This is a genomic window from Paenibacillus thermotolerans, from assembly GCF_028745515.1.
GTDB lineage: Bacteria > Bacillota > Bacilli > Paenibacillales > YIM-B00363 > Paenibacillus_AE > Paenibacillus_AE thermotolerans.
The window spans coordinates 1-18,690 of sequence record NZ_JAQZSG010000057.1 but is presented as its reverse complement, the minus strand read 5'-3'; the positions used below and the strand labels follow the sequence as shown (position 1 = coordinate 18,690).

The following is an 18,690-nucleotide window of genomic DNA, read 5'->3' as shown; positions in this document are numbered from 1 at the left end:
TGATGTGAAAATTGGTGTGTGAGGTTTTATGCAAGGCTAGTGCTCGTAGTATTGCTATTTTCCAAAACCAACCCAAAAACACCCCAATAGCAACTCGTAGTGTTGCTAATTTCCAAAGGAGGCGCAAACCAAACGATGCGCATCGATTACCATACGCACCACGTCCGCTGCGGCCATGCAGAGGGAACGCTGGAGCAATACATTCAACAAGCCGTTCAAATCGGGCTCGACCAGATCGGCGTATCCGACCATATGCCGCTGCTGCACGTCGACCCGGCAACGTACTTGCCGGGCATGGCGATGCCGATGGAGGAGCTTCCTCGCTACTTCGAGGAAGCGCAGCAGCTAAAGGAAAAATACCGCGGCACGATCGACGTGCGCATAGGCCTCGAAGGCGACTATATCGAGGGCTACGAAGAGCAAATCGAGCGAATCGTCAATGGATACGAGTGGGATTACGTGATCGGCTCGGTGCATTTTCTCGGGGAGTGGGACATTACGGACTTCCGCCAGCTTTCCGGCTGGGAAAGCCGCCACATCGACGAGGTGTACGAGCTGTATTACGAAGCAATGACGAAGGCGGCCAAAACCGGCTTCTACACCTACATGGGACATCTCGACGTGGTGAAGCGGTATGCGCCGACCCAGCCGACAAAGGACCATACCGATCTCATTGAAACGACGCTCCGAACGATCCGCGATAACGATCTGGCCATCGAGATCAACGCATCCGGGCTGCGTATGACGGTGGGCGAGACGTTCCCAAACCGCGCCATCCTGGAACGGTGCAAAGCGCTCGACATTCCGGTAACGCTCGGCTCCGACGCGCACCTTCCGGAGCGGGTGGGGCAGTATCTGGATCAGGCGGAGAAGCTGTTGAAAGAGGTTGGGTACGGGGAATTGGCAACATTTTCGCAAAAGGAACGATTCATGGTACAATTTTAGCAGAATGTGTAATCAAGGGGGCTTTAACCGGCCATGGCCGTACCGAACGACAGAGTGAAAATATTCAGCGGCTCCTCGAACCCGCGTCTTGCGGCGCAAATTTGCGAGGAGCTGGGCTTGGAACAGGGAAGAGTTAAAATTTCCAGGTTCCGCAGCGGCGAAATTTACGTGCATTACGAAGAATCGATCCGCAATAAGCACGTCTATATTGTTCAATCGTTCTCCGATCCGATCAACGAGCAATTCGTGGAGCTGCTTGTGATGATCGATGCGGCAAAGCGCGCCTCCGCCCGGACGATCAACCTCGTCCTGCCGTACTACGGCTATGCGCGGCAAGAGCGCAAATCCGCGCCGCGCGAACCGATCTCGGCCAAAATGATCGCCGACGTGCTGACGACGGTCGGTGCGACCCGGGTCATTACGCTCGACCTCCATGCGCCGGCCATTCAGGGCTTCTTCAACATTCCGGTGGACCATTTGACGGCGCTGGACCTGATCAGCAACGAGCTGCGCAAGCTGGACGTACCGAATCCGATTATCGTATCTCCGGATGCAGGGCGCGCCAAAGTGGCGGAGAAGCTCGCCGGTTATTTGGACCTGCCGTTCGCCATCATGATCAAAAGGCGCCCCGCCCACAACGAGTCGGTCGTAACGCACGTCATCGGCGAAGTGGAAGGCTGTACGCCGATCATTATCGAGGATTTGATCGATACGGGCGGAACGATTGTCAACGTAGTCGAAGGCCTCAAGGAAAAAGGCGCCCACAGCGCCATTATTTGCGCGACGCACCCGGTATTTTCCGGCGAGGCGCTGCAGCGGCTGAACCACCCCGATATTCAGCGGGTGATGGTGACCGACTCCATCGCGCTGCCCGACGAGCTGCCGCCGAATATTCAAGTGCTGTCGATCGCGCCGCTGCTTTCCGATGCGATCCGCATCATTCACGAGGGCGGCTCCATATCCGTTCTGTTTAAGAGCGGAGGGGTTTAAACGGACCGCGAACGGCCATACGGCACGGCTCCTTGAGTATACGGTTTTCAAAGAATCTATGTTATACTTCTGTAGAAACTCGCTGTTTCCATGGTGATTCAGAGCGGGTGTGAAAGGGGTGCAATCGCACTTGCAAAAGATAAAGCATCTGACACCCAGGCGCAAAATCATACCGCTACATATGGATGCCGCGTTCTTTTTTGAGAGGGCGGTGCAGTCCTTGGACCGGTACCGTTACGACAAGGCGCTGAAATATTTTAGCCGCGCCGTGGAATACGAGCCGGAGAACGCGGTGAACCATTGCAATATGGCGGGCATTTTGTCCGAGATGGGCAAATATGACGAATCGAACCGCGTGCTCAAGAACGTTGTCGAACAAGTAGATCCGTCCATGACGGAATGCTATTTTTATATGGCGAACAACTATGCGAATATGGAAGATTTCGAATCGGCCGAGAAGGCGCTGCTTCAATATTTGGAGAACGATCCGGAAGGCCAGTTCATCGACGAATCCGAAGAGATGATGGAGATGCTCAGCTTCGAGCTCGAGCGCCCGATGAAAATCACGAAGGTGAAAAGCCGCGAAGGCTTGTACGAGCACGACCGCGCCCGAGCGATGCTGGAGGAAGGCCGCTTTACGGAAGCGATCAAGCTGCTGGAGAGGCTGGTGCGGGATCATCCCGATTTTACGGCCGCTCACAATAATTTGGCGTTGGCATACTATTATGTGGGCAGGTTTGAAGATTCTTTCGCCTCGGTCCGTAAGGTGCTTGAGATGGATCCGGGCAATCTTCACGGCTTGTGCAATTTGGCGATCTTCTATCAAAATGCCGGCGATAAACCGAAGCTCGACGAAATGGTGCAGCTGCTTGCCAAGACGTATCCGTACCATCAAGAGCATGTATTCAAGCTAGCGACGACGATGGGGGTGCTCGGGCATCACGACGTGGCGTACCGGCATTTTCGCCGGCTGCTGAAGGGCGATGCCGCCGGAATCGACCCGACTTTGTATCATTATGCCGCAGTGGCATGCTATAACACCGGGAAATACGCGGAAGCGGAACGGCTGTGGAAGCAGGCGGAGAAGCTGGATCCGGGCTCGGACATTCCGAAGTTTTACTTGAGCGTCGTCGCGTCCGTGCTGAGCGGCGAAGCGGGCTCGGCTTCCGTGACCGTAAATTACCACTACCATCTGCCCTTCGAGGAGCAGCTTCGCCAGCTGCAGCGCGCGCAGGGCGCCATTCCGGAGAGGCTGAGGAACGATCCGCTGCTTCGTTCGTCGTTCTACTGGGCGCTTCGCCACGGAGACCGCGACACGAAGCTTCAGGTGATCCAGGCGTACGGCTCGATCGCCGATTCCGAGGTGGAGGCGGCGCTGCGGGAGCTGCTGTTGAACGCCGATGAAGACGATTATGTGAAAAAGGTCGCCGTATTCGTACTGCGGAGCATGGGCGCGAAGGATACGCTGCAAGCGGTCATTGACGGCGAAGAAGTGAAGTTCGACGCGGGTTCGTATACGCCCGACCTGCCGGCTTGGAACGACGGGTGGCAGGAAGTGCTCGATTTGACGCTCGGGCGGATGTCCAAGCGTTACGATATGATCCAGCAGCACGATATGGTCACGCTGTGGGTTGAGTTTTTGTCCCGGCTGTATCCTTCCGTTCCGAGAATCGGGAAGAAGGAAGGCTGGGCGGGAGCGCTGGAGTATTTAACGGCAAAAATGCACCGCCGGCCGATCTCCTACCAAGAGGTCGCGCAGCGTTACGGCGCATCGATCGCCACCATCAGCAAAAACGCGAAGCTCATTGATGACGTTTGCGGGCTGCGCAAAAAGATGAAATCAATATTCGCCAGCTTTCAGGAAAAGCTATAAGGTGTCGACTTCACTCTTGTAATATATTGATTATTAGTTTAGAATAATTATAAATAAGGATGGAGGGGAAGCTGATTTATGCGTAAAGTGATTATTATCGGAACGGGCCCTGCCGGATTGACGGCGGCGATTTATTTGGCCCGCGCAAATATGAATCCGCTCATTATCGAAGGACCGGAGCCGGGCGGACAATTGACGACGACGACGGAGGTCGAGAACTTCCCAGGCTTCCCGGAAGGCATTATGGGTCCGGAGCTGATGGACAATATGCGCAAGCAGGCGGAACGATTCGGCGCGGAATTTAAGACGGGCTGGGTCAACAGCGTGGACCTGTCCAAGCGTCCGTTCAAGCTGAGCGTGGAAGGCCAAGGCGAGATGGAGGCGGAAGCGCTCGTTATTTCTACCGGCGCATCGGCGAAGTATCTCGGCATCCCGGGCGAGAAGGACAATGTCGGACGCGGCGTCAGCACGTGCGCGACTTGCGACGGCTTCTTCTTCCGCGGGAAGAAAATTATCGTCATCGGCGGCGGCGACTCCGCGATGGAGGAAGCTTCCTTCCTGACGAAGTTCGCGACGCAGGTAACGGTCGTACACCGCCGCGACGAGCTCCGCGCTTCGAAGATTATGCAGGATCGCGCGCGCGGGAACGAAAAGATCAAGTGGGCGCTCAACCGTACGCCGCTTGAGGTTGTTGCCGGAGACAAGGGCGTTACGGGACTGAAAGTGCGCAACAACGAAACCGGCGAAGAGGAAATCATCGAGACGGACGGCGTGTTCGTCGCGATCGGCCATACGCCGAACACGAAGTTCCTCGGCGGACAAATTACGACGGATGAAACAGGCTACATCCAAGTGAAGCCGGGCACGTCCGAAACGAACGTCCCGGGCGTATTCGCCTGCGGCGACGTGCAGGACAACAAGTACCGCCAAGCTATTACCGCTGCGGGCAGCGGCTGTATGGCGGCACTCGATGCCGAACGGTTCTTGGAAGGCCACGCGGCCAACGAGTGGAGCCAGACGCTGTCGAAATAACTTCATATGAATGCGAGAGCCGTTCGGTCGCGGAGAAATTCCCGGCCGGGCGGCTTTTTTGTGTTTTGGGTTGGGCAAACATCCAGTCATTACGTTCCGCCGATTCATATAGTTTAATGACTATATGTCAGGAATGCCAAAACGTAAAGGATGGCGATGCGATGTACGGCCAATCATTAAGGGACGCAGTGCTTAGCGCGGTTCAACCCGTTGTTCAATATGGTTTGTATGAAATGAAGTACACGTCCGTTGCCCATTCCATGTTCGAAACTTCCGCCGTAAGCTTTTTGATGGGGAGAGGCTACGATTTTCCGACCGCTCGCCGAATCGTCGAATCATGGGAGAAGAATGAATCGTTTCCTCCTTACCAGATCACGCCGGGACACCATTACCCGCATATGATGTAGACGTGCTGCAAACAATCCGCTTTGATATTGCTTATCGAAGCGGATTGTTTGCATTGTTTTGTATTGCCCGCTGGTGCTGATTTGGGTAGTATTGGGTCTATGCAATGTCAACAATATCCAGCGCACTTCGAGGGGGAAGCGAATGAGTACGTTCCAGCGGATTTGGAAATATAGGTTTCATTATGTTCTCGTCATGCCTTTCTTGATTTTTATTTTTGTTTTTAAGGGTATTCCTTGGTTCGTGTCGCTTTATTTGACGTTTGTGGATTTCAAAATTTTTGAAGGATTGTTCGGCAGCGCATGGGTCGGGATGGACAATGTTAAAGCATTGTTTGCAAACCCCGCCTTTCGAACCGCAATCGCCAACACGTTGATTATGAAATTCGGCTATATCCTGCTCTGCGGGCTGTTCGCGCTGATCGTTTCGTTGGGCGTCAGTTCGGTGGCGTCGAAACGATTGAAATCGTTTTTTTCGACTTTGTTTTTGGTCCCGTTCTTTATTCCGTCCATTGTATTTGCTTATACCGTGATGTTCATCCTGTCTCCGAGCGCGTCCCCGTTTCTTCAATTGCAAACCCTCGTGCTGGCCGAGGCGGGATTGTTTCGGCTGTTGTATATTTCGGTCGAGGTGCTGAAAACTTGCGGGATCCCGATCGTTATGGCGCTGGCGGCCATTTCGTGGCGGGAGCGGTCGTCCGGCTGGAGCGGCAGAGGGTTTGGCGCGACGAATGTCGTTCCCGCCGTCAAAGCGATCGCCGCGTTCATGCTGCTGCAGTTATCGACTGTTTTATCGACCGATTTTGAACTGATTGAAAGCTTGTATAACCCTTTGGTGTATCAAACCGGGGATGTTCTGGATACGTTTCAATTCCGGTCGGGATTGTTGATGGCGGACGTCAATGCCTATGCGGCTTCGTCATTTATCCAATTTTGGATTCAGGTCGTATGTACGATATTGGCTTATTTCGCGGTGAAGGGACTGTTTTCAAAAGATGTGTTCTCCAGCGGGGCCGCCGGTTCCGATTCTGTTTCCGTTTCCGGTTCCGCGGTGAAGCCTTCGGGTGCCGGGATCGGGAGCTTTGTCGGAATCCTTGTGTCTTTGTTGTATGCGGCTCTGGTGATCTTTCCAGTATATGTGCTGTTTGTTTATCCGTTTACGGTGCAAAGCTCGTCCGGGGTCGGGTTGTCTGAACTGTTCCCCTTCGGGACGACCGTCTATTATTTCTTTATAAACTTGGCGATCGTCGTCGGAAACTTCCTGTTCACGGCCGCGCTCGCTTATCCGTTGACGGTGAAGGATTTGCCGGGGAGAAAGTTATATAAGGCATTGTTGATCCTGGTAATGGCAATGGGGAGCGGCACGCTTCACGAATATTTGCTGGTAAAAGAACTTGGCATGATAAACACGATATTCCCTTACTTTATTTACGGCCTGATCGCGATTGTGAATGTGTTTGTCGTTAAGAGCATTTTTAACGCAAGGTATGGAAGCCTGAAGGAGCAGGCATCCGCGGAAGGAAGAGGGGAGCTGGACGCGTTTTTCACCGTATTTCTTGCGAAAATGTGGAAGCCGCTCGTCGCGCTTGGCATTTTGCAGTACGTGTCTTTGCGTAATTCTTATTTCGTTCCGTTGTTGTATTTGAGCGATCCGGTTAAATATCCTCCTATACTCCAATTTCGCGGCATATCGTCGACGCTGCAAAGCATGGGTGTCGAAGGGTGGAGCCCGGTGGCGCTGCAGTTCGGGGCCGTGATTGCGATTCCGTCCGTTTTGCTGCTGATTGTGTTTAGAAGGCTGCTTACTTCGGAGGCGTTTATTAGCCAGATAAGGAAGCTGTAAGGGCATGGCTCTGACAATTAGGGAGGGGCGGAGGCGGGAGCGGGGGTGAGGCGGGGGGCGGTTAACGGAAAGAAATGTCCGCTAAAATGGGTTAGTTTACATAATTCGACGGTTTAACGGAACGCGATGTCCGCTAAACCGTGCAAATAACCGAGTAACTGCGGTTTTTGACATTTTAGCGGACAAGTCGTTCCGTTAAATGAGGGGATTTTGCAAATTTCCTTGAATTAGCGGACATTCGCTTCCGCTAACTTGGGACGATGTCAGGACGCACAACCGCGACTGCAACTGCGCCTGCGCCTGCAACTGCAACTTCGCCTGTAACTGCTACCGTGCAGCCGCCGAAGCGCCTTGTTGCAGCAAGTACATTTTGTGGTACAGCCCTTCTTGGGCGAGCAGCTCGCGGTGGGTGCCGCGCTCGACGATTTCGCCTTGATGCAGCACTAGAATCAGGTCGGCGTCCTGAACGGTCGACAGCCGGTGCGCGATCGCAATCGTCGTGCGTCCGCGGCGCATCCGCTCGAGCGCTTCTTGGATCGCCTCCTCCGTCTCCGTGTCGACGGCGGCGGTCGCCTCGTCCAGCACGAGAATCTTCGGCTGCTGCACGATCGTGCGCGCGAACGAGATCAGCTGCCGCTGCCCGCTCGAGAACGTCGCCCCGCGTTCGCCCACCGGCTCGGCGTAGCCGCGCTCGTAGCGCCGGATGAACGGGTCGGCCTGCACGAAGAGGGCCGCTTCCATCACCTGTTCGTCGGTAATCGCGTCATTATGCAAGCGAATGTTGAATGCGATGTCCCCGACGAACAGGAACGGATCCTGCAGCACGAGCCCGATGCTGCGGCGCAGCTCCTCGTCGCGGAACGCCGACAAGGGAGCGCCGTCGATCGTAATCCGACCCGAGTCGATTTCGTAAAATCGCATGAGCAGGTTGACGATCGAGCTTTTGCCGCTGCCGGTATGCCCGACGAGCGCGACGGTTTGCCCCGGCTCCGCCGTGAACGTGATGTTCTTCAGCACCGGATTGACACCGTCGTAGGAAAACGTCACGTTCCGGAACTCGACACGGCCGGCGCTTACAATAGGGGGATTCGGCGCTGACCCGGACTCCGACGCTGCTCCCTGCCCCAATTCCGCTGCCTCCTTCCGGTCCGGCGCAAGCCGATCTTCATCCAGCAGCCCGAACACGCGGGAGGCGGAAACCGTAGCCTGCTGAAAGTTCGTCAGCTGGAACATCATTTCATTGACCGGCTCGAAAAAACGGCCCAAATAGTTCATGAACGCATATACGACGCCGATTTCCACCGCCGCACCGCCGAGAAAATCGAAGCCGAAATGGCCGAGCATCAGCATGAGCGCGAACAAGTAAATCAAATCGACCGCGGGTCGCACAAGCAGGCCGACAAGCCGCACCTGCTTCAAATAGGCAAAATAGTGGCCCGCATTGATCGCTCCGAACTCCCGCCGCAGCCGCTCCTGTTGGCGCATCGCCTGGATGACGTTCATTCCCTGCAGCGACTCGTTCAGCTTGGCGTTCAGCTGGGAGAGCTTCTCTCGCACTTCGTGATAAATTTTGCCGCTCAGCATGCGGAACGTCTGCATCAGCGCCAGAATGATCGGCACCAGCACGAGGCACATCGCTCCCAGCCGCACATCCAGAATAAACATCCCGATAAAAATGCCCGCCAGAAGCACGATATTTTGCACGAACGTCGACAATACGCTGACATACAAATCTTTGATCGATTCCGTATCGTTCGTGATCCGCGAGACGAGGCTTCCGCCCGGAGTCCGGTCGAAGAACGACAAGCCCAGCCGTTGCACCTTCGAGAACACATCGATCCGGATCGCTTGAATGACGCGGTGAGCGATGACCTGAAACTGGTACCGCTGCACGTAATTCAGCAGTTCCCCGGCGACGATCAGCCCCAAATAACCGGCTCCGAGCAGCGCCAGCTCACGGAACGGATAGCGTCCCTCTACAACGTATTCATCCATCACGTATTTAATCAGGATCGGTCCGAGAATGCTTGCGCCGGTCGAGGCGAACAGCACCAGGAAGGCGGCCGACAGCCGCAGGCGGTGCGGTCGCAAATAAGCGATCAGCCGCGGCACGATCCGCTTCGCCGCAATCGTTTCTTCAATTGCTTTCATGCGAAGCACCTCCCCCTTGAGCGACGAGCGATTCGAGCTGCTGGCTTTCGTACATCGAACGGTACCAGCCGCCTACTTCCATCAATTCGGCGTGCGTACCGCGTTCGGCGATGCGGCCGTCGTCCAGCACGAGAATCAAATCCGCATGCTCCACCGCGCTGAGCCGGTGGGTGGCGATCATCGTCGTGCGTCCCGAGCGAACCGACGTCAAAGCCGAAAGAATCGCTTTCTCCGTCTTGGCGTCCACCGCGGACAACGCATCGTCCAGGATTAAAATTTCCGGATCCATCAACACGGCGCGGGCGATCGAGATGCGCTGCTTCTGCCCGCCGGACAGCGTAATGCCCCGCTCGCCGACAACCGTATCGTAGCCTTCCGCGAACCGGACGATATCGTCGTGGACGGCCGCGATGCGGGCCGCATCTTCGATCTGCGCGCGGGAAGCGTCGGGACGCCCGAAGGCGATATTCTCGGCCACCGAAGCCGAAAACAAAAAGTGGTCCTGCGGCACATACCCGATCAACCGCCGAAGCGCGTCCAGCTTCACGTCGTAAATCGAAACGCCGCCGATCGCCACGTCTCCGTCCGTTACATCGAACTCGCGCAGCAGCAGACGGAGAAGCGTCGTTTTGCCGCTGCCGGTTTTTCCTACGATTCCAAGCGTCTGCCCTCGAAGCAGCAAGAATTGAACTTCGGTCAAATCCGGTTCATTCCGCTCCGGAAACGTAAACGTGTCGATCCGATACTCCATATTGCCCGGAGCGATTTCATCCGCAGCCCCTTCGCGGTCGAATACGTCCGCCTTCACGGAGAGCAGCGACCGGATTCGGTCATACGACGCGCGGCCGCGCTCCACGATGTTGAACAGCCAGCCGAACGCCAGCATCGGCCAAATCAAATAACCGAGATATATCGTGAAAGATGTCAGCTCCCCGAGCGTCATCGCCCCGCGGACTACGAACCAGGCGCCGAAGGCGATCGCCAGAAAGAACGATAGTCCGACGACAAGCCCGATCGTCGGATCGAACAAAGCGTCGATCCGGGCGACTCGTATATTTTTGTCTGCCACGTCGGCGGCGAGTTTTTTGAAATCCTCAATCTCCGCTTCTTGCTGCCCGAACGCCTTGATGACTCTGACGCCGGAAACATTTTCCTGGACCTTGTCGTTCAGCTCTGAGAAAGCTTCTTGGGACGCATGAAACCTGCGGTGAAGCAAAGTGCCGTAATAGCTCGTGCTCCACGCCATGAACGGCATCGGAATCAATGTCAGCAGCGCGAGCCGCCAATCCAGCACGAACAGCATCACGATGACGACGCCGCCCGTCGACAAAGAATCGACCAAGGTCAGCACGCCGTCCCCCGCCGTCATCTGAACGGCTTGCACGTCGTTCGTAGAATGCGCCATCAGGTCGCCGATGCGCCGGCGGTGGAAAAATTGCGGCGACATCCTCGTAAAATGCTCGTACAACCGATTGCGAAGCAGCCGCGCCAGCCGCATGGAGGCGCCGAAAAGCATAATGCGCCACACAAAGCGCAGGATGTATGCCACCAAACCGGTTCCGGCAATGAGCGCAAACCAAAGCCAGAGCGAACGGGCGGACAATGTGCCCTCCGAGATCCCGTCGACGACCCGGCCGGCCGCAAACGGCGGAATGAGCGTCAGCAAGGAAACGACCAGCAATGCCCCTGCGCCGATGGCGTAGCTGCGCCGTTCCTGTTTGAAAAACCATAATAAGTCTTTAAAAATGCCCATGATGCCGCAGCCTTTCCCCTTTGGAATTATTTTGCAGATACACCCCATATAATACCATGACAAAAGTTCGCTGCAACCGCTTCCGATCCTGCAAACTTCCTTGACCTGCTTGGTTTGTTGACTTATAGTTGGTACAGAACTACAACGGTAAAAAAGGAGAGGCTCGCATGTCTCAGCGCGTATATGTGGGTGTCGATATCGGCGGCACGACAGTGAAATTAGGAATTTGCGACGAAGAGGGAAAGCTGCTTCATACATTTGAGGGTCCGACGGGCACGGAGAACGGTCCGGACGCCGTGCTTGAAGTGATTGCACAGTATGTCCGCAAGATCGTATCGGACAACAATCTCGATTGGGAGTCCGTCGCAGGGGTCGGCGTGGGCATTCCCGGCTTTATGGACATTCCTTCCGGCGTGATCAGCCATTCGGCGAATTTTCCGGGGTGGAAAAATGTTCCCGCAAAAGCGACTTTGGAGCAAAAGCTGGGCAAGCCGGTTAAAATCAACAACGACGCAAACGTGGCGGCGCTCGGCGAATCGTGGTCCGGAGCCGGCAGAGGCATAGAGAACGCGGTCGTCTTTACGCTTGGAACGGGCGTAGGCGGCGGCATCATTATTCGCGGCAAAATTTACGAAGGCTTCTCCGGCATGGCCGGGGAGCTCGGACATATTCAAGTGGTACCTGACATGGAAGCTATTCAATGCGGCTGCGGCCAGTACGGCTGCGTAGAAACCGTATCCTCCGCTACGGGCATCATCCGGATGGCGAACGACGCCGTGCAGCGCGGCGACCGTACCAGCCTGTCCGAGGTGGAGACGATTACGGCGAAGGACGTATTCGAAGCGGCGAAGAATGGCGACGAGGTGGCGGTGCGCATCGTGAAGCGCGCTGCGTTCTATCTCGGCAAAGCGCTTGCTACGACGGCGGTCATCGTCAATCCGCAGCGGTTCATTCTCGGCGGCGGCGTGGCGCGCGCGGGAGATATTTTGTTCGACGCGGTACGCGAGGCGTTCTTGAAATATACGCCGGAAGCGGGAACGGTGAACGTGGATATCGTGCCGGCGGAGCTCGGCAACGACGCGGGCATTGTCGGCGCGGCGGGATTGCATTTGAGAGCGATATAATATTTTTTCGGAACGGATTGGAGGCACCAGCAATATGGAAGCAACCCAAGCGCCAGCGAAACTTGTGATTATCACCGGCATGTCCGGCGCGGGGAAGACGATCGCGGTACAAAGCCTGGAGGACCTCGGCTTTTTCTGCGTCGACAATTTGCCGCCGGTGCTGATTCCTAAATTTGCGGAGTTAATCGAGCAATCGAAAGGGAGAATCGGCAAGGTTGCGCTTGTGATCGATTTGCGCGGACGCGAATTTTTCACCGCCTTGACCGAATCGCTTCATTCGATTAAGACGAATTACACGCTTGTTTATGAGATTCTTTATCTCGACGCGACGGATGCAGTGCTCGTGCAGCGTTATAAAGAGAGCCGGAGGCGGCATCCGCTCGCTCCGAACGGAGCCCCTCTGGACGGCATTAAGCAAGAACGAGTGCTGCTGGAGGAGCTGAAGGGACTTGCGACGCAAGTGATCGACACGAGCAACCTGAAGCCGGCCGACCTGAAGGGGCGCATCGCCTCGAGATTTACGGATATCGGCAGCAATGAGCTGGCGGTCAACTTTATTTCCTTCGGCTTTAAATACGGAGTCCCGATCGACGCGGATCTTATTTTTGACGTTCGGTTTCTTCCGAATCCGCATTATGTCGAGCATCTCCGCCCGAATACGGGGAAGGACCAAGAAGTGTACGACTATGTCATGAAGTGGAACGAGACGCAAACGTTCCTTGCTAAGCTGCTCGATTTGCTGAATTTCCTCATCCCGCAATACCGGAAGGAAGGAAAGAGCCAGCTAGTGATCGGCATCGGCTGTACGGGCGGCAAGCACCGCTCGGTCGCCATCGCCGAATATTTAGGCAAGGCGTTCGCGGGCGGCGAAGGCGAAGCGATTCGCGTCAGCCACCGCGATTCGGAGCGCGACAAGCATTAGAAGGGAGCTTGATTCATGGGGAAAGCGGATCAAAGGCCCGCAGAAGCGGAGCTCCCTAGAGTGGTGGTCGTCGGCGGTGGAACGGGCTTGTCGGTCATGCTGCGCGGCTTGAAGGAGAAGCCGCTCGACATTACCGCCATCGTTACGGTAGCGGATGACGGAGGCAGCTCCGGCGTGCTCCGGGACGAGCTGCAGATGCCGCCTCCCGGCGATATCCGCAACGTATTAAGCGCGCTCTCTAACGTCGAGCCTCTGCTCAGCGAAATGCTTCAATACCGGTTTCCGGCCGGCACCGGTTTAGCCGGGCATACATTGGGGAACCTAATTTTAGCGGCTTTGATGGATATTTCCGGCGATTTCGTATCCGGCATCAAGGAATTGAGCCGGGTACTCGCCATTCGAGGGAGAGTATTGCCCGCAGCGCACGAGGCGATCGTGCTGAAGGCGGAGATGGAAGACGGAACGATCGTCGTCGGCGAATCGAAGATCCCCAAGGCGGGGGGCCGAGTAAAGCGCGTATTCATCGATACGCCGAATATTCACCCGCTGCCGGAGGCAATCGATGCGATTCAAGCGGCCGACGCTATCGTCATCGGCCCCGGAAGCTTGTATACGAGCATCATACCGAACCTGCTCGTGCCCGGCATCACGGAGGCGATTCGCGCCTCTTCGGCGACGAAGCTCTACATTTGCAACGTAATGACGCAGCCGGGGGAAACCGACGGCTATATGGTGAGCGATCATGTCAGAGCGGTGGCCGATCATGTGGGCCATGGACTGTTTGAATATATTATAGTGAATAATAGCGATATCCCGCGAAACGTCCGAAGTCTGTATGCGGAAAAAGGCGCCGATGTCGTAAAGCCCGATCTGGATTTGGTCGCCGGCATGGGTTACCGCATCATTGCCGACGAGCTGGCGTTGTTCCAGGGAGTTTTGCGCCACGACGCCCGCAAATTGAGCGATCATATTTACCGCTTGGTGGAGGATGGGATAGGCAAGAAGAGGTGAGTTCGACTTGTCGTTTGCCGCCCAAACGAAGAAAGAATTAACGATGATCGAAACGGACGACTGCTGCGCGAAGGCGGAATTGTCCGCTTTGATCCGGATGAACGGCTCGGTGCAAATATCAAGCGGCCGAATGGTGCTCGATATTTCAACGGAGAACGCCGCCATCGCCCGACGTATTTTTTCTTTGCTGAAGAAGCAATACGGCGTTCATGCCGAGGTGCTTGTGCGCAAGAAGATGCGCCTAAAGAAAAATAATATTTACATGGTAAGGGTTCCGGCACGTGTGGAGGAGCTGCTGCGCGAGCTTCACATTATTAAAGAGGGCTTTCAATTTACGCCCGGCATCCAGCCGGAAATCATCAAGAAGCCTTGCTGCAGGCGGTCGTATTTGCGCGGGGCGTTCCTGGCGGGAGGCTCGGTGAATAACCCGGAGGGTTCGTCATACCACCTGGAGATCGCTTCGATGTATGAGGAGCACTGCACGGCGCTGTGCGAGCTGGCCAACAAGTTTCGGCTGAACGCCCGCTGCATCGAACGCAAGAAGGGCTATGTCCTGTATATTAAAGAGGGCGAAAAAATTATCGAAATGCTCAGCATTATCGGCGCCCACCAAGCGCTGTTGAAATTCGAGGACGTCCGGATTATGCGGGATATGCGCAATTCCGTAAACCGGATCGTCAATTGCGAAACGGCCAATCTGAACAAGACGATCGGCGCGGCCGTCAGGCAAATCGAAAATATCAAGCTGCTGGAAGAGGAAGTAGGGCTTGAGAATTTGCCCGAAAAGCTTCGAGAGGTCGCGGAAATCCGCATTAAATACCCGGATCTGAACTTGAAGGAAGTGGGCGAAATGCTCAAGGGACGGGTGAGCAAATCCGGCGTTAACCATAGGCTGCGCAAAATTGACGAGCTGGCGGAGAAATTCAGAAATTCGGCCAAATAATTGCGATTTCGGCTGGAAATCCCCGGAATATCCCGCCCAGCTAGTGTCAAGGCTAAAATAGTGGTATAATAAGGGAAGATGTGTTTTTGACCGTTAGTTAGTCCGTATAATAAGTCTGTAAGGGGGATGTTGGACTCATGACGAAACAGCCTGTGGTCGTAAAATTGAAGACGGGTCTCCACGCCAGACCAGCGGCTTTATTCGTGCAAGAAGCGAATAAGTTCTCGTCTGAAGTATTCGTCGAGAAGGACGAGAAGAAAGTGAATGCGAAGAGCATTATGGGAATCATGAGCCTTGCGATCAGCTCCGGAACCGAAATATATATTAGTGCGGAGGGCTCGGACGCAGAGCAGGCTGTAACCGCTTTAGTAGCGTTGGTCAGCAAGGAAGAATTAGAGAATCAATAAGAAGAACGGCTTCCGGACAAGCGGAAGTCTTTTTTTCCTATAAGGAGGCATTTGCATGATCGTTACGACCGAGGCGGAAGTCGAGGCGCTTAAGAAGGTCGGCCGCGCAGTGGCAGCCGCGCGCGAAGCGATGCTTCAGGCGGTTCGTCCCGGAATCACTACGCTTGAGCTGGACCGGATCGGCGACAGGGTATTGAAGGAGCACGGGGCTGTTTCGGCGCCGCGCGTAGAATATGATTTTCCGGGAAGCACGTGCATCAGCTTGAACCGGTGCGCGGCTCACGGCATTCCGGATGACACCGTCATTCAAGAGGGGGATATGGTCAACGTGGACGTATCCGCCTCTCTCGGCGGATATTACGCCGATACGGGAGCGACGATGGTAGCGGGCTTGGCGCCGGGGGCTTACAAGGGGTTTGCCATGCTGCAGACACCTCATTTGGAGAAGCTGAAGCTGCTGGCGGCTACGGAGAAAGCGCTGTATGCGGGGCTTTCGAAGGCGAAGGCGGGATCGAAGCTCAGCGAAATCGGACGCGCGGTGTCGAACGTGGCGAGAGAAAACGGCTACGGCATCGTCCGGAACTTGACGGGCCACGGCATCGGGCAGAAGCTGCACGACGAACCGGAGCACATTATGAGCTATGCCGAGCCGCGGGACCGCCGTCTGCTGAAGAAGGGCATGGTGCTCGCGGTCGAGCCGTTCCTCGTCACCGGCGCATCGACCGATGTGGATCATGGCGACGACGGCTGGGCGATGCTGCTTCCGCATCACGACTTCGTCGCTCAATTCGAGCATACGATCATCGTCACGGACGGCGACCCGATTATTTTGACGGCATTGTAAAATTTTTTTTCGCTTGTCCCTTGATTGCGGCAACCTTTTGTATGAAGGCATCGTCTAATGGGTAAAAATTTGGAAGGGGTATGACGATGTTGGCAGTGAAACGTTGGGTTGCGGCAGGTTTGGTTGGAGCGATGCTGGCGGCGGCGCCGCTGTACGGACCGTCGGTAGTCGATTCTGTACGGGGAGGCACGGCGATGGCGGCCGAGGATGCGCAAAGCCGGACGATTACGGTGACGGGGCAAGGCAAGATTACGATTCAGCCGGATGTGGCGTACGTGAACTTCGGCGTGTTCTCGAAGGCGAAGACGGCGAACGAAGCGCAGACGGCGAACGCCCAGCTGTTCGCGGCGGTGGAGAAGGTGCTGACGGAGCAGTATAAGGTGGCGAAGAAGGATATTAAGACGAACGGCTTTCAGGTGTATCCGGAGTACACGTATCCTGAGAAATCCCAGCCGCAAATTTCGGGTTATACCGCGGAGCATAACGTGGTCGTAACGTATCGGGACTTGGACCAGCTCGGGAAGCTGCTCGATGCGGTGTCTAAGGCCGGCGCGAACCGGATGAACGGCATTCAGTTCGGCACGGAGAAGGGCGAAGAGTACGAGCTGCAGGCGATCGAGAAAGCGATGGCGAACGCGGACGCGAAAGCGAACGCGATTGCAAAGCACGCGAAGCGCACCGTCAAAGGCGTGCTGAACGTACAGCAATCCGGCGTGATCGGCATGCCGACGCCGTACTATCCTATCGCGAAGGTAGCAATGGAAAGCGCCTCGGCGGACATGGCGTCCACTTCGGTGCAGCCGGGCGAGATGGAATACAGCACGATGGTAACCGTGACGTATGAAATGTAAGCGCGTGCCGCTTTGACCTTTTGGGTCGGGGCGGCTTTTTTTGTTGGACGCTATATTTCTATCGCCAAATTGCCCGCCACCCCTACTGAAAACTCCTGTGAGGGGCTAACGGGGCTAACGGACACCATGGACGTTATTTCGCCAAATTGCCTGTGGCTATTTCGCTAACGGACACCACGGACGCTATACCTCGGTTTTTGGTGCTTAACCCTGCTTTTTCGTGGCAATAACTGCTATGGTGTCCGTTAAAACTTCAAACTTCATTTAAAACGCCGTATAACTGCACTCCTGTCCGTTAGAGCGAGCCGTTGCCGCTTCTGAGTAAGAGCAACGGGATATGGAGAGGCTGGTCAGCATGTCGGGACGTGTCGTGAAAGATGTGAACGCGTAGCGGCAACGATTTGCACTGCAGACAGTAAAAAGCGGCGAGCGCTTGTTAGCGCCAGCCGCCGTTATGGTCCTGCTTAAATTTTCTCGATCACGCGATCGACGAGGCCGTATTCGCGCGCTTCTTCCGCGGTCATGAAGTAATCGCGGTCGGTATCCTTCTCGATCCGCTCAAGCGGCTGGCCCGAACGCTCGGCCAGAATGCGGTTGAGCTTGTCGCGCATCTTCAAAATCCGCTTCGCGCGGATTTCGATGTCGGACGCTTGACCTTCCGCACCCCCTAGCGGCTGGTGGATCATCACTTCGCTGTTCGGAAGCGCGAAGCGTTTGCCTTTCGCGCCTGCCGTCAGCAGGAACGCTCCCATCGAAGCGGCCATGCCTACGCAGATCGTCGCAACGTCGGGCTTAATGTATTGCATCGTATCGTAGATAGCCATACCGGACGTTATCGAGCCGCCCGGGCTGTTAATGTACAATGAGATATCTTTATCCGGGTCGTCGGCAGCCAAAAACAACAATTGCGCGATAATGCTGTTCGCAACGACGTCGTTCACCGGCGTCCCCAAAAAGATAATGCGATCCTTCAACAAGCGGGAGTAAATATCATAAGCACGCTCGCCGCGGTTCGTTTGCTCCACGACCATAGGAACCAAGTTCATGTTCATATTCGCCATTCCTCCGTTCATTACAATTAGCAATGCAATAACTTGCACATAACTTTCAGTGTTGCCATTTATATGATAACCCAATCGCGTTATAAAGTCAAAGAAGGTCAAACAAATTGTTAGCGAGGTTCGTGGGCGGCGGATGTGGGGAAGAAGGGGTGATAAGAGTGCGGCGGAATAAGGATGTCGGACCTCACTATTTGCTGAGAATGTAGCGGGTTCGCCGAAATAGCGAGGTGAAACTTCACTATTTCGGTTGATCCATCGATTTTTGGTGAGAGTGCGACGGACTAAGGATGTTGGACCTCACTATTTGCTGAGAATGTAGCGGGTTCGCCGAAATAGCGAGGTGAAACTTCACTATTTCGGTTGATCCATCGATTTTTGGTGAGAGTGCGACGGAATAAGGATGTTGGACCTCACTATTTGCTCAGTATGTAGCAGGTTCGTCGAAATAGCGCGGTGAAACTTCACTATTTCGGTTGATCCATTGGCTTTTGGGGGAGCGTCAAGAAGTTTGTGTAAGGCGGTAGGGCTATCCATCG

The 18,690-nt window shown here is 55.3% G+C and carries 16 protein-coding genes; 13 read left to right on the top strand and 3 right to left on the bottom strand.

What is annotated here, in order from left to right; translation table 11 throughout:
* Positions 1–135: 135 nt before the first annotated feature.
* The 6 genes from hisJ to PT964_RS25030 all read left to right on the top strand — a co-directional run bounded on the left by hisJ (position 136) and on the right by PT964_RS25030 (position 7,087).
* Complete coding sequence (hisJ, locus tag PT964_RS25055; protein ID WP_274366105.1) at positions 136–945, top strand: histidinol-phosphatase HisJ; 810 nt, start codon at positions 136–138, stop codon at positions 943–945.
* Positions 946–978: 33 nt separating this feature from the next.
* Positions 979–1,935, top strand: coding sequence for a ribose-phosphate diphosphokinase (locus PT964_RS25050; protein ID WP_274366104.1), 957 nt, complete (start codon positions 979–981; stop codon positions 1,933–1,935).
* Between the two features lie 130 nt (positions 1,936–2,065).
* Positions 2,066–3,808 (top strand): tetratricopeptide repeat protein, encoded by a 1,743-nt coding sequence (locus PT964_RS25045; protein ID WP_425262798.1) that lies wholly within the window; start codon positions 2,066–2,068, stop codon positions 3,806–3,808.
* Positions 3,809–3,886: 78 nt separating this feature from the next.
* Positions 3,887–4,840, top strand: a complete 954-nt coding sequence (gene trxB / locus PT964_RS25040) for a thioredoxin-disulfide reductase (RefSeq protein WP_274366103.1) — start codon at positions 3,887–3,889, stop codon at positions 4,838–4,840.
* Positions 4,841–5,001: 161 nt separating this feature from the next.
* On the top strand, positions 5,002–5,247 hold the full coding sequence (locus PT964_RS25035; RefSeq protein WP_274366102.1) for a hypothetical protein: 246 nt from the start codon (positions 5,002–5,004) through the stop codon (positions 5,245–5,247).
* A 142-nt stretch (positions 5,248–5,389) separates the two neighbouring features.
* Entirely contained in the window at positions 5,390–7,087 is a 1,698-nt protein-coding gene (locus PT964_RS25030; protein WP_274366101.1) for a hypothetical protein, read from the top strand.
* Between the two features lie 327 nt (positions 7,088–7,414).
* Here PT964_RS25030 and PT964_RS25025 read toward each other — a convergent pair whose 3' ends face one another.
* Positions 7,415–9,238 carry an ABC transporter ATP-binding protein gene (locus tag PT964_RS25025; protein ID WP_274366100.1) on the bottom strand — a complete coding sequence of 608 codons (1,824 nt, stop codon included), beginning with the start codon at positions 9,236–9,238 and terminating at the stop codon, positions 7,415–7,417.
* Positions 9,225–10,991 (bottom strand): ABC transporter transmembrane domain-containing protein, encoded by a 1,767-nt coding sequence (locus PT964_RS25020; RefSeq protein WP_274366099.1) that lies wholly within the window; start codon positions 10,989–10,991, stop codon positions 9,225–9,227. The genes PT964_RS25025 and PT964_RS25020 overlap by 14 nt, the downstream gene beginning before the upstream one ends.
* Positions 10,992–11,158: 167 nt before the next feature.
* Between PT964_RS25020 and PT964_RS25015 the strand changes: the two genes are divergently transcribed.
* The 7 genes from PT964_RS25015 to PT964_RS24985 all read left to right on the top strand — a co-directional run bounded on the left by PT964_RS25015 (position 11,159) and on the right by PT964_RS24985 (position 17,093).
* Positions 11,159–12,115 carry an ROK family protein gene (locus PT964_RS25015; protein ID WP_274366098.1) on the top strand — a complete coding sequence of 319 codons (957 nt, stop codon included), beginning with the start codon at positions 11,159–11,161 and terminating at the stop codon, positions 12,113–12,115.
* Between the two features lie 34 nt (positions 12,116–12,149).
* Entirely contained in the window at positions 12,150–13,037 is an 888-nt protein-coding gene (gene rapZ / locus PT964_RS25010) for an RNase adapter RapZ (protein WP_274366097.1), read from the top strand.
* A 15-nt stretch (positions 13,038–13,052) separates the two neighbouring features.
* A complete protein-coding gene (locus PT964_RS25005) occupies positions 13,053–14,048 on the top strand; it encodes a gluconeogenesis factor YvcK family protein (RefSeq protein WP_274366096.1) in 996 nt (331 codons plus the stop codon).
* Positions 14,049–14,055: 7 nt separating this feature from the next.
* Positions 14,056–14,991: a DNA-binding protein WhiA gene (gene whiA, locus PT964_RS25000; RefSeq protein ID WP_274366095.1), complete on the top strand. Its 936-nt coding sequence runs from the start codon at positions 14,056–14,058 to the stop codon at positions 14,989–14,991.
* A 137-nt stretch (positions 14,992–15,128) separates the two neighbouring features.
* Positions 15,129–15,398 carry an HPr family phosphocarrier protein gene (locus PT964_RS24995; RefSeq protein WP_274366094.1) on the top strand — a complete coding sequence of 90 codons (270 nt, stop codon included), beginning with the start codon at positions 15,129–15,131 and terminating at the stop codon, positions 15,396–15,398.
* Positions 15,399–15,453: 55 nt separating this feature from the next.
* Positions 15,454–16,242: a type I methionyl aminopeptidase gene (gene map / locus PT964_RS24990; protein WP_274366093.1), complete on the top strand. Its 789-nt coding sequence runs from the start codon at positions 15,454–15,456 to the stop codon at positions 16,240–16,242.
* 86 nt (positions 16,243–16,328) lie between these two features.
* Positions 16,329–17,093, top strand: coding sequence for an SIMPL domain-containing protein (locus tag PT964_RS24985; RefSeq protein ID WP_274366092.1), 765 nt, complete (start codon positions 16,329–16,331; stop codon positions 17,091–17,093).
* Positions 17,094–17,557: 464 nt separating this feature from the next.
* Here PT964_RS24985 and clpP read toward each other — a convergent pair whose 3' ends face one another.
* Positions 17,558–18,145, bottom strand: coding sequence for an ATP-dependent Clp endopeptidase proteolytic subunit ClpP (clpP, locus tag PT964_RS24980; protein ID WP_274366091.1), 588 nt, complete (start codon positions 18,143–18,145; stop codon positions 17,558–17,560).
* Between the last annotated feature and the right edge of the window lie 545 nt (positions 18,146–18,690).

What these genes read in the sequence shown, in the direction of transcription:
- PT964_RS25050 (WP_274366104.1), top strand. Translation starts at nt 979, where the DNA reads ATGGCCGTACCGAACGACAGAGTGAAAATATTCAGCGGCTCCTCGAAC.
- rapZ (WP_274366097.1), top strand. Translation starts at nt 12,150, where the DNA reads ATGGAAGCAACCCAAGCGCCAGCGAAACTTGTGATTATCACCGGCATG.
- PT964_RS24995 (WP_274366094.1), top strand. Translation starts at nt 15,129, where the DNA reads ATGACGAAACAGCCTGTGGTCGTAAAATTGAAGACGGGTCTCCACGCC.
- PT964_RS25020 (WP_274366099.1), bottom strand. Translation starts at nt 10,991, where the DNA reads ATGGGCATTTTTAAAGACTTATTATGGTTTTTCAAACAGGAACGGCGC.
- PT964_RS25035 (WP_274366102.1), top strand. Translation starts at nt 5,002, where the DNA reads ATGTACGGCCAATCATTAAGGGACGCAGTGCTTAGCGCGGTTCAACCC.
- trxB (WP_274366103.1), top strand. Translation starts at nt 3,887, where the DNA reads ATGCGTAAAGTGATTATTATCGGAACGGGCCCTGCCGGATTGACGGCG.
- hisJ (WP_274366105.1), top strand. Translation starts at nt 136, where the DNA reads ATGCGCATCGATTACCATACGCACCACGTCCGCTGCGGCCATGCAGAG.
- clpP (WP_274366091.1), bottom strand. Translation starts at nt 18,145, where the DNA reads ATGAACATGAACTTGGTTCCTATGGTCGTGGAGCAAACGAACCGCGGC.
- PT964_RS24985 (WP_274366092.1), top strand. Translation starts at nt 16,329, where the DNA reads ATGTTGGCAGTGAAACGTTGGGTTGCGGCAGGTTTGGTTGGAGCGATG.
- PT964_RS25030 (WP_274366101.1), top strand. Translation starts at nt 5,390, where the DNA reads ATGAGTACGTTCCAGCGGATTTGGAAATATAGGTTTCATTATGTTCTC.
- PT964_RS25005 (WP_274366096.1), top strand. Translation starts at nt 13,053, where the DNA reads ATGGGGAAAGCGGATCAAAGGCCCGCAGAAGCGGAGCTCCCTAGAGTG.
- map (WP_274366093.1), top strand. Translation starts at nt 15,454, where the DNA reads ATGATCGTTACGACCGAGGCGGAAGTCGAGGCGCTTAAGAAGGTCGGC.
- PT964_RS25025 (WP_274366100.1), bottom strand. Translation starts at nt 9,238, where the DNA reads ATGAAAGCAATTGAAGAAACGATTGCGGCGAAGCGGATCGTGCCGCGG.
- PT964_RS25015 (WP_274366098.1), top strand. Translation starts at nt 11,159, where the DNA reads ATGTCTCAGCGCGTATATGTGGGTGTCGATATCGGCGGCACGACAGTG.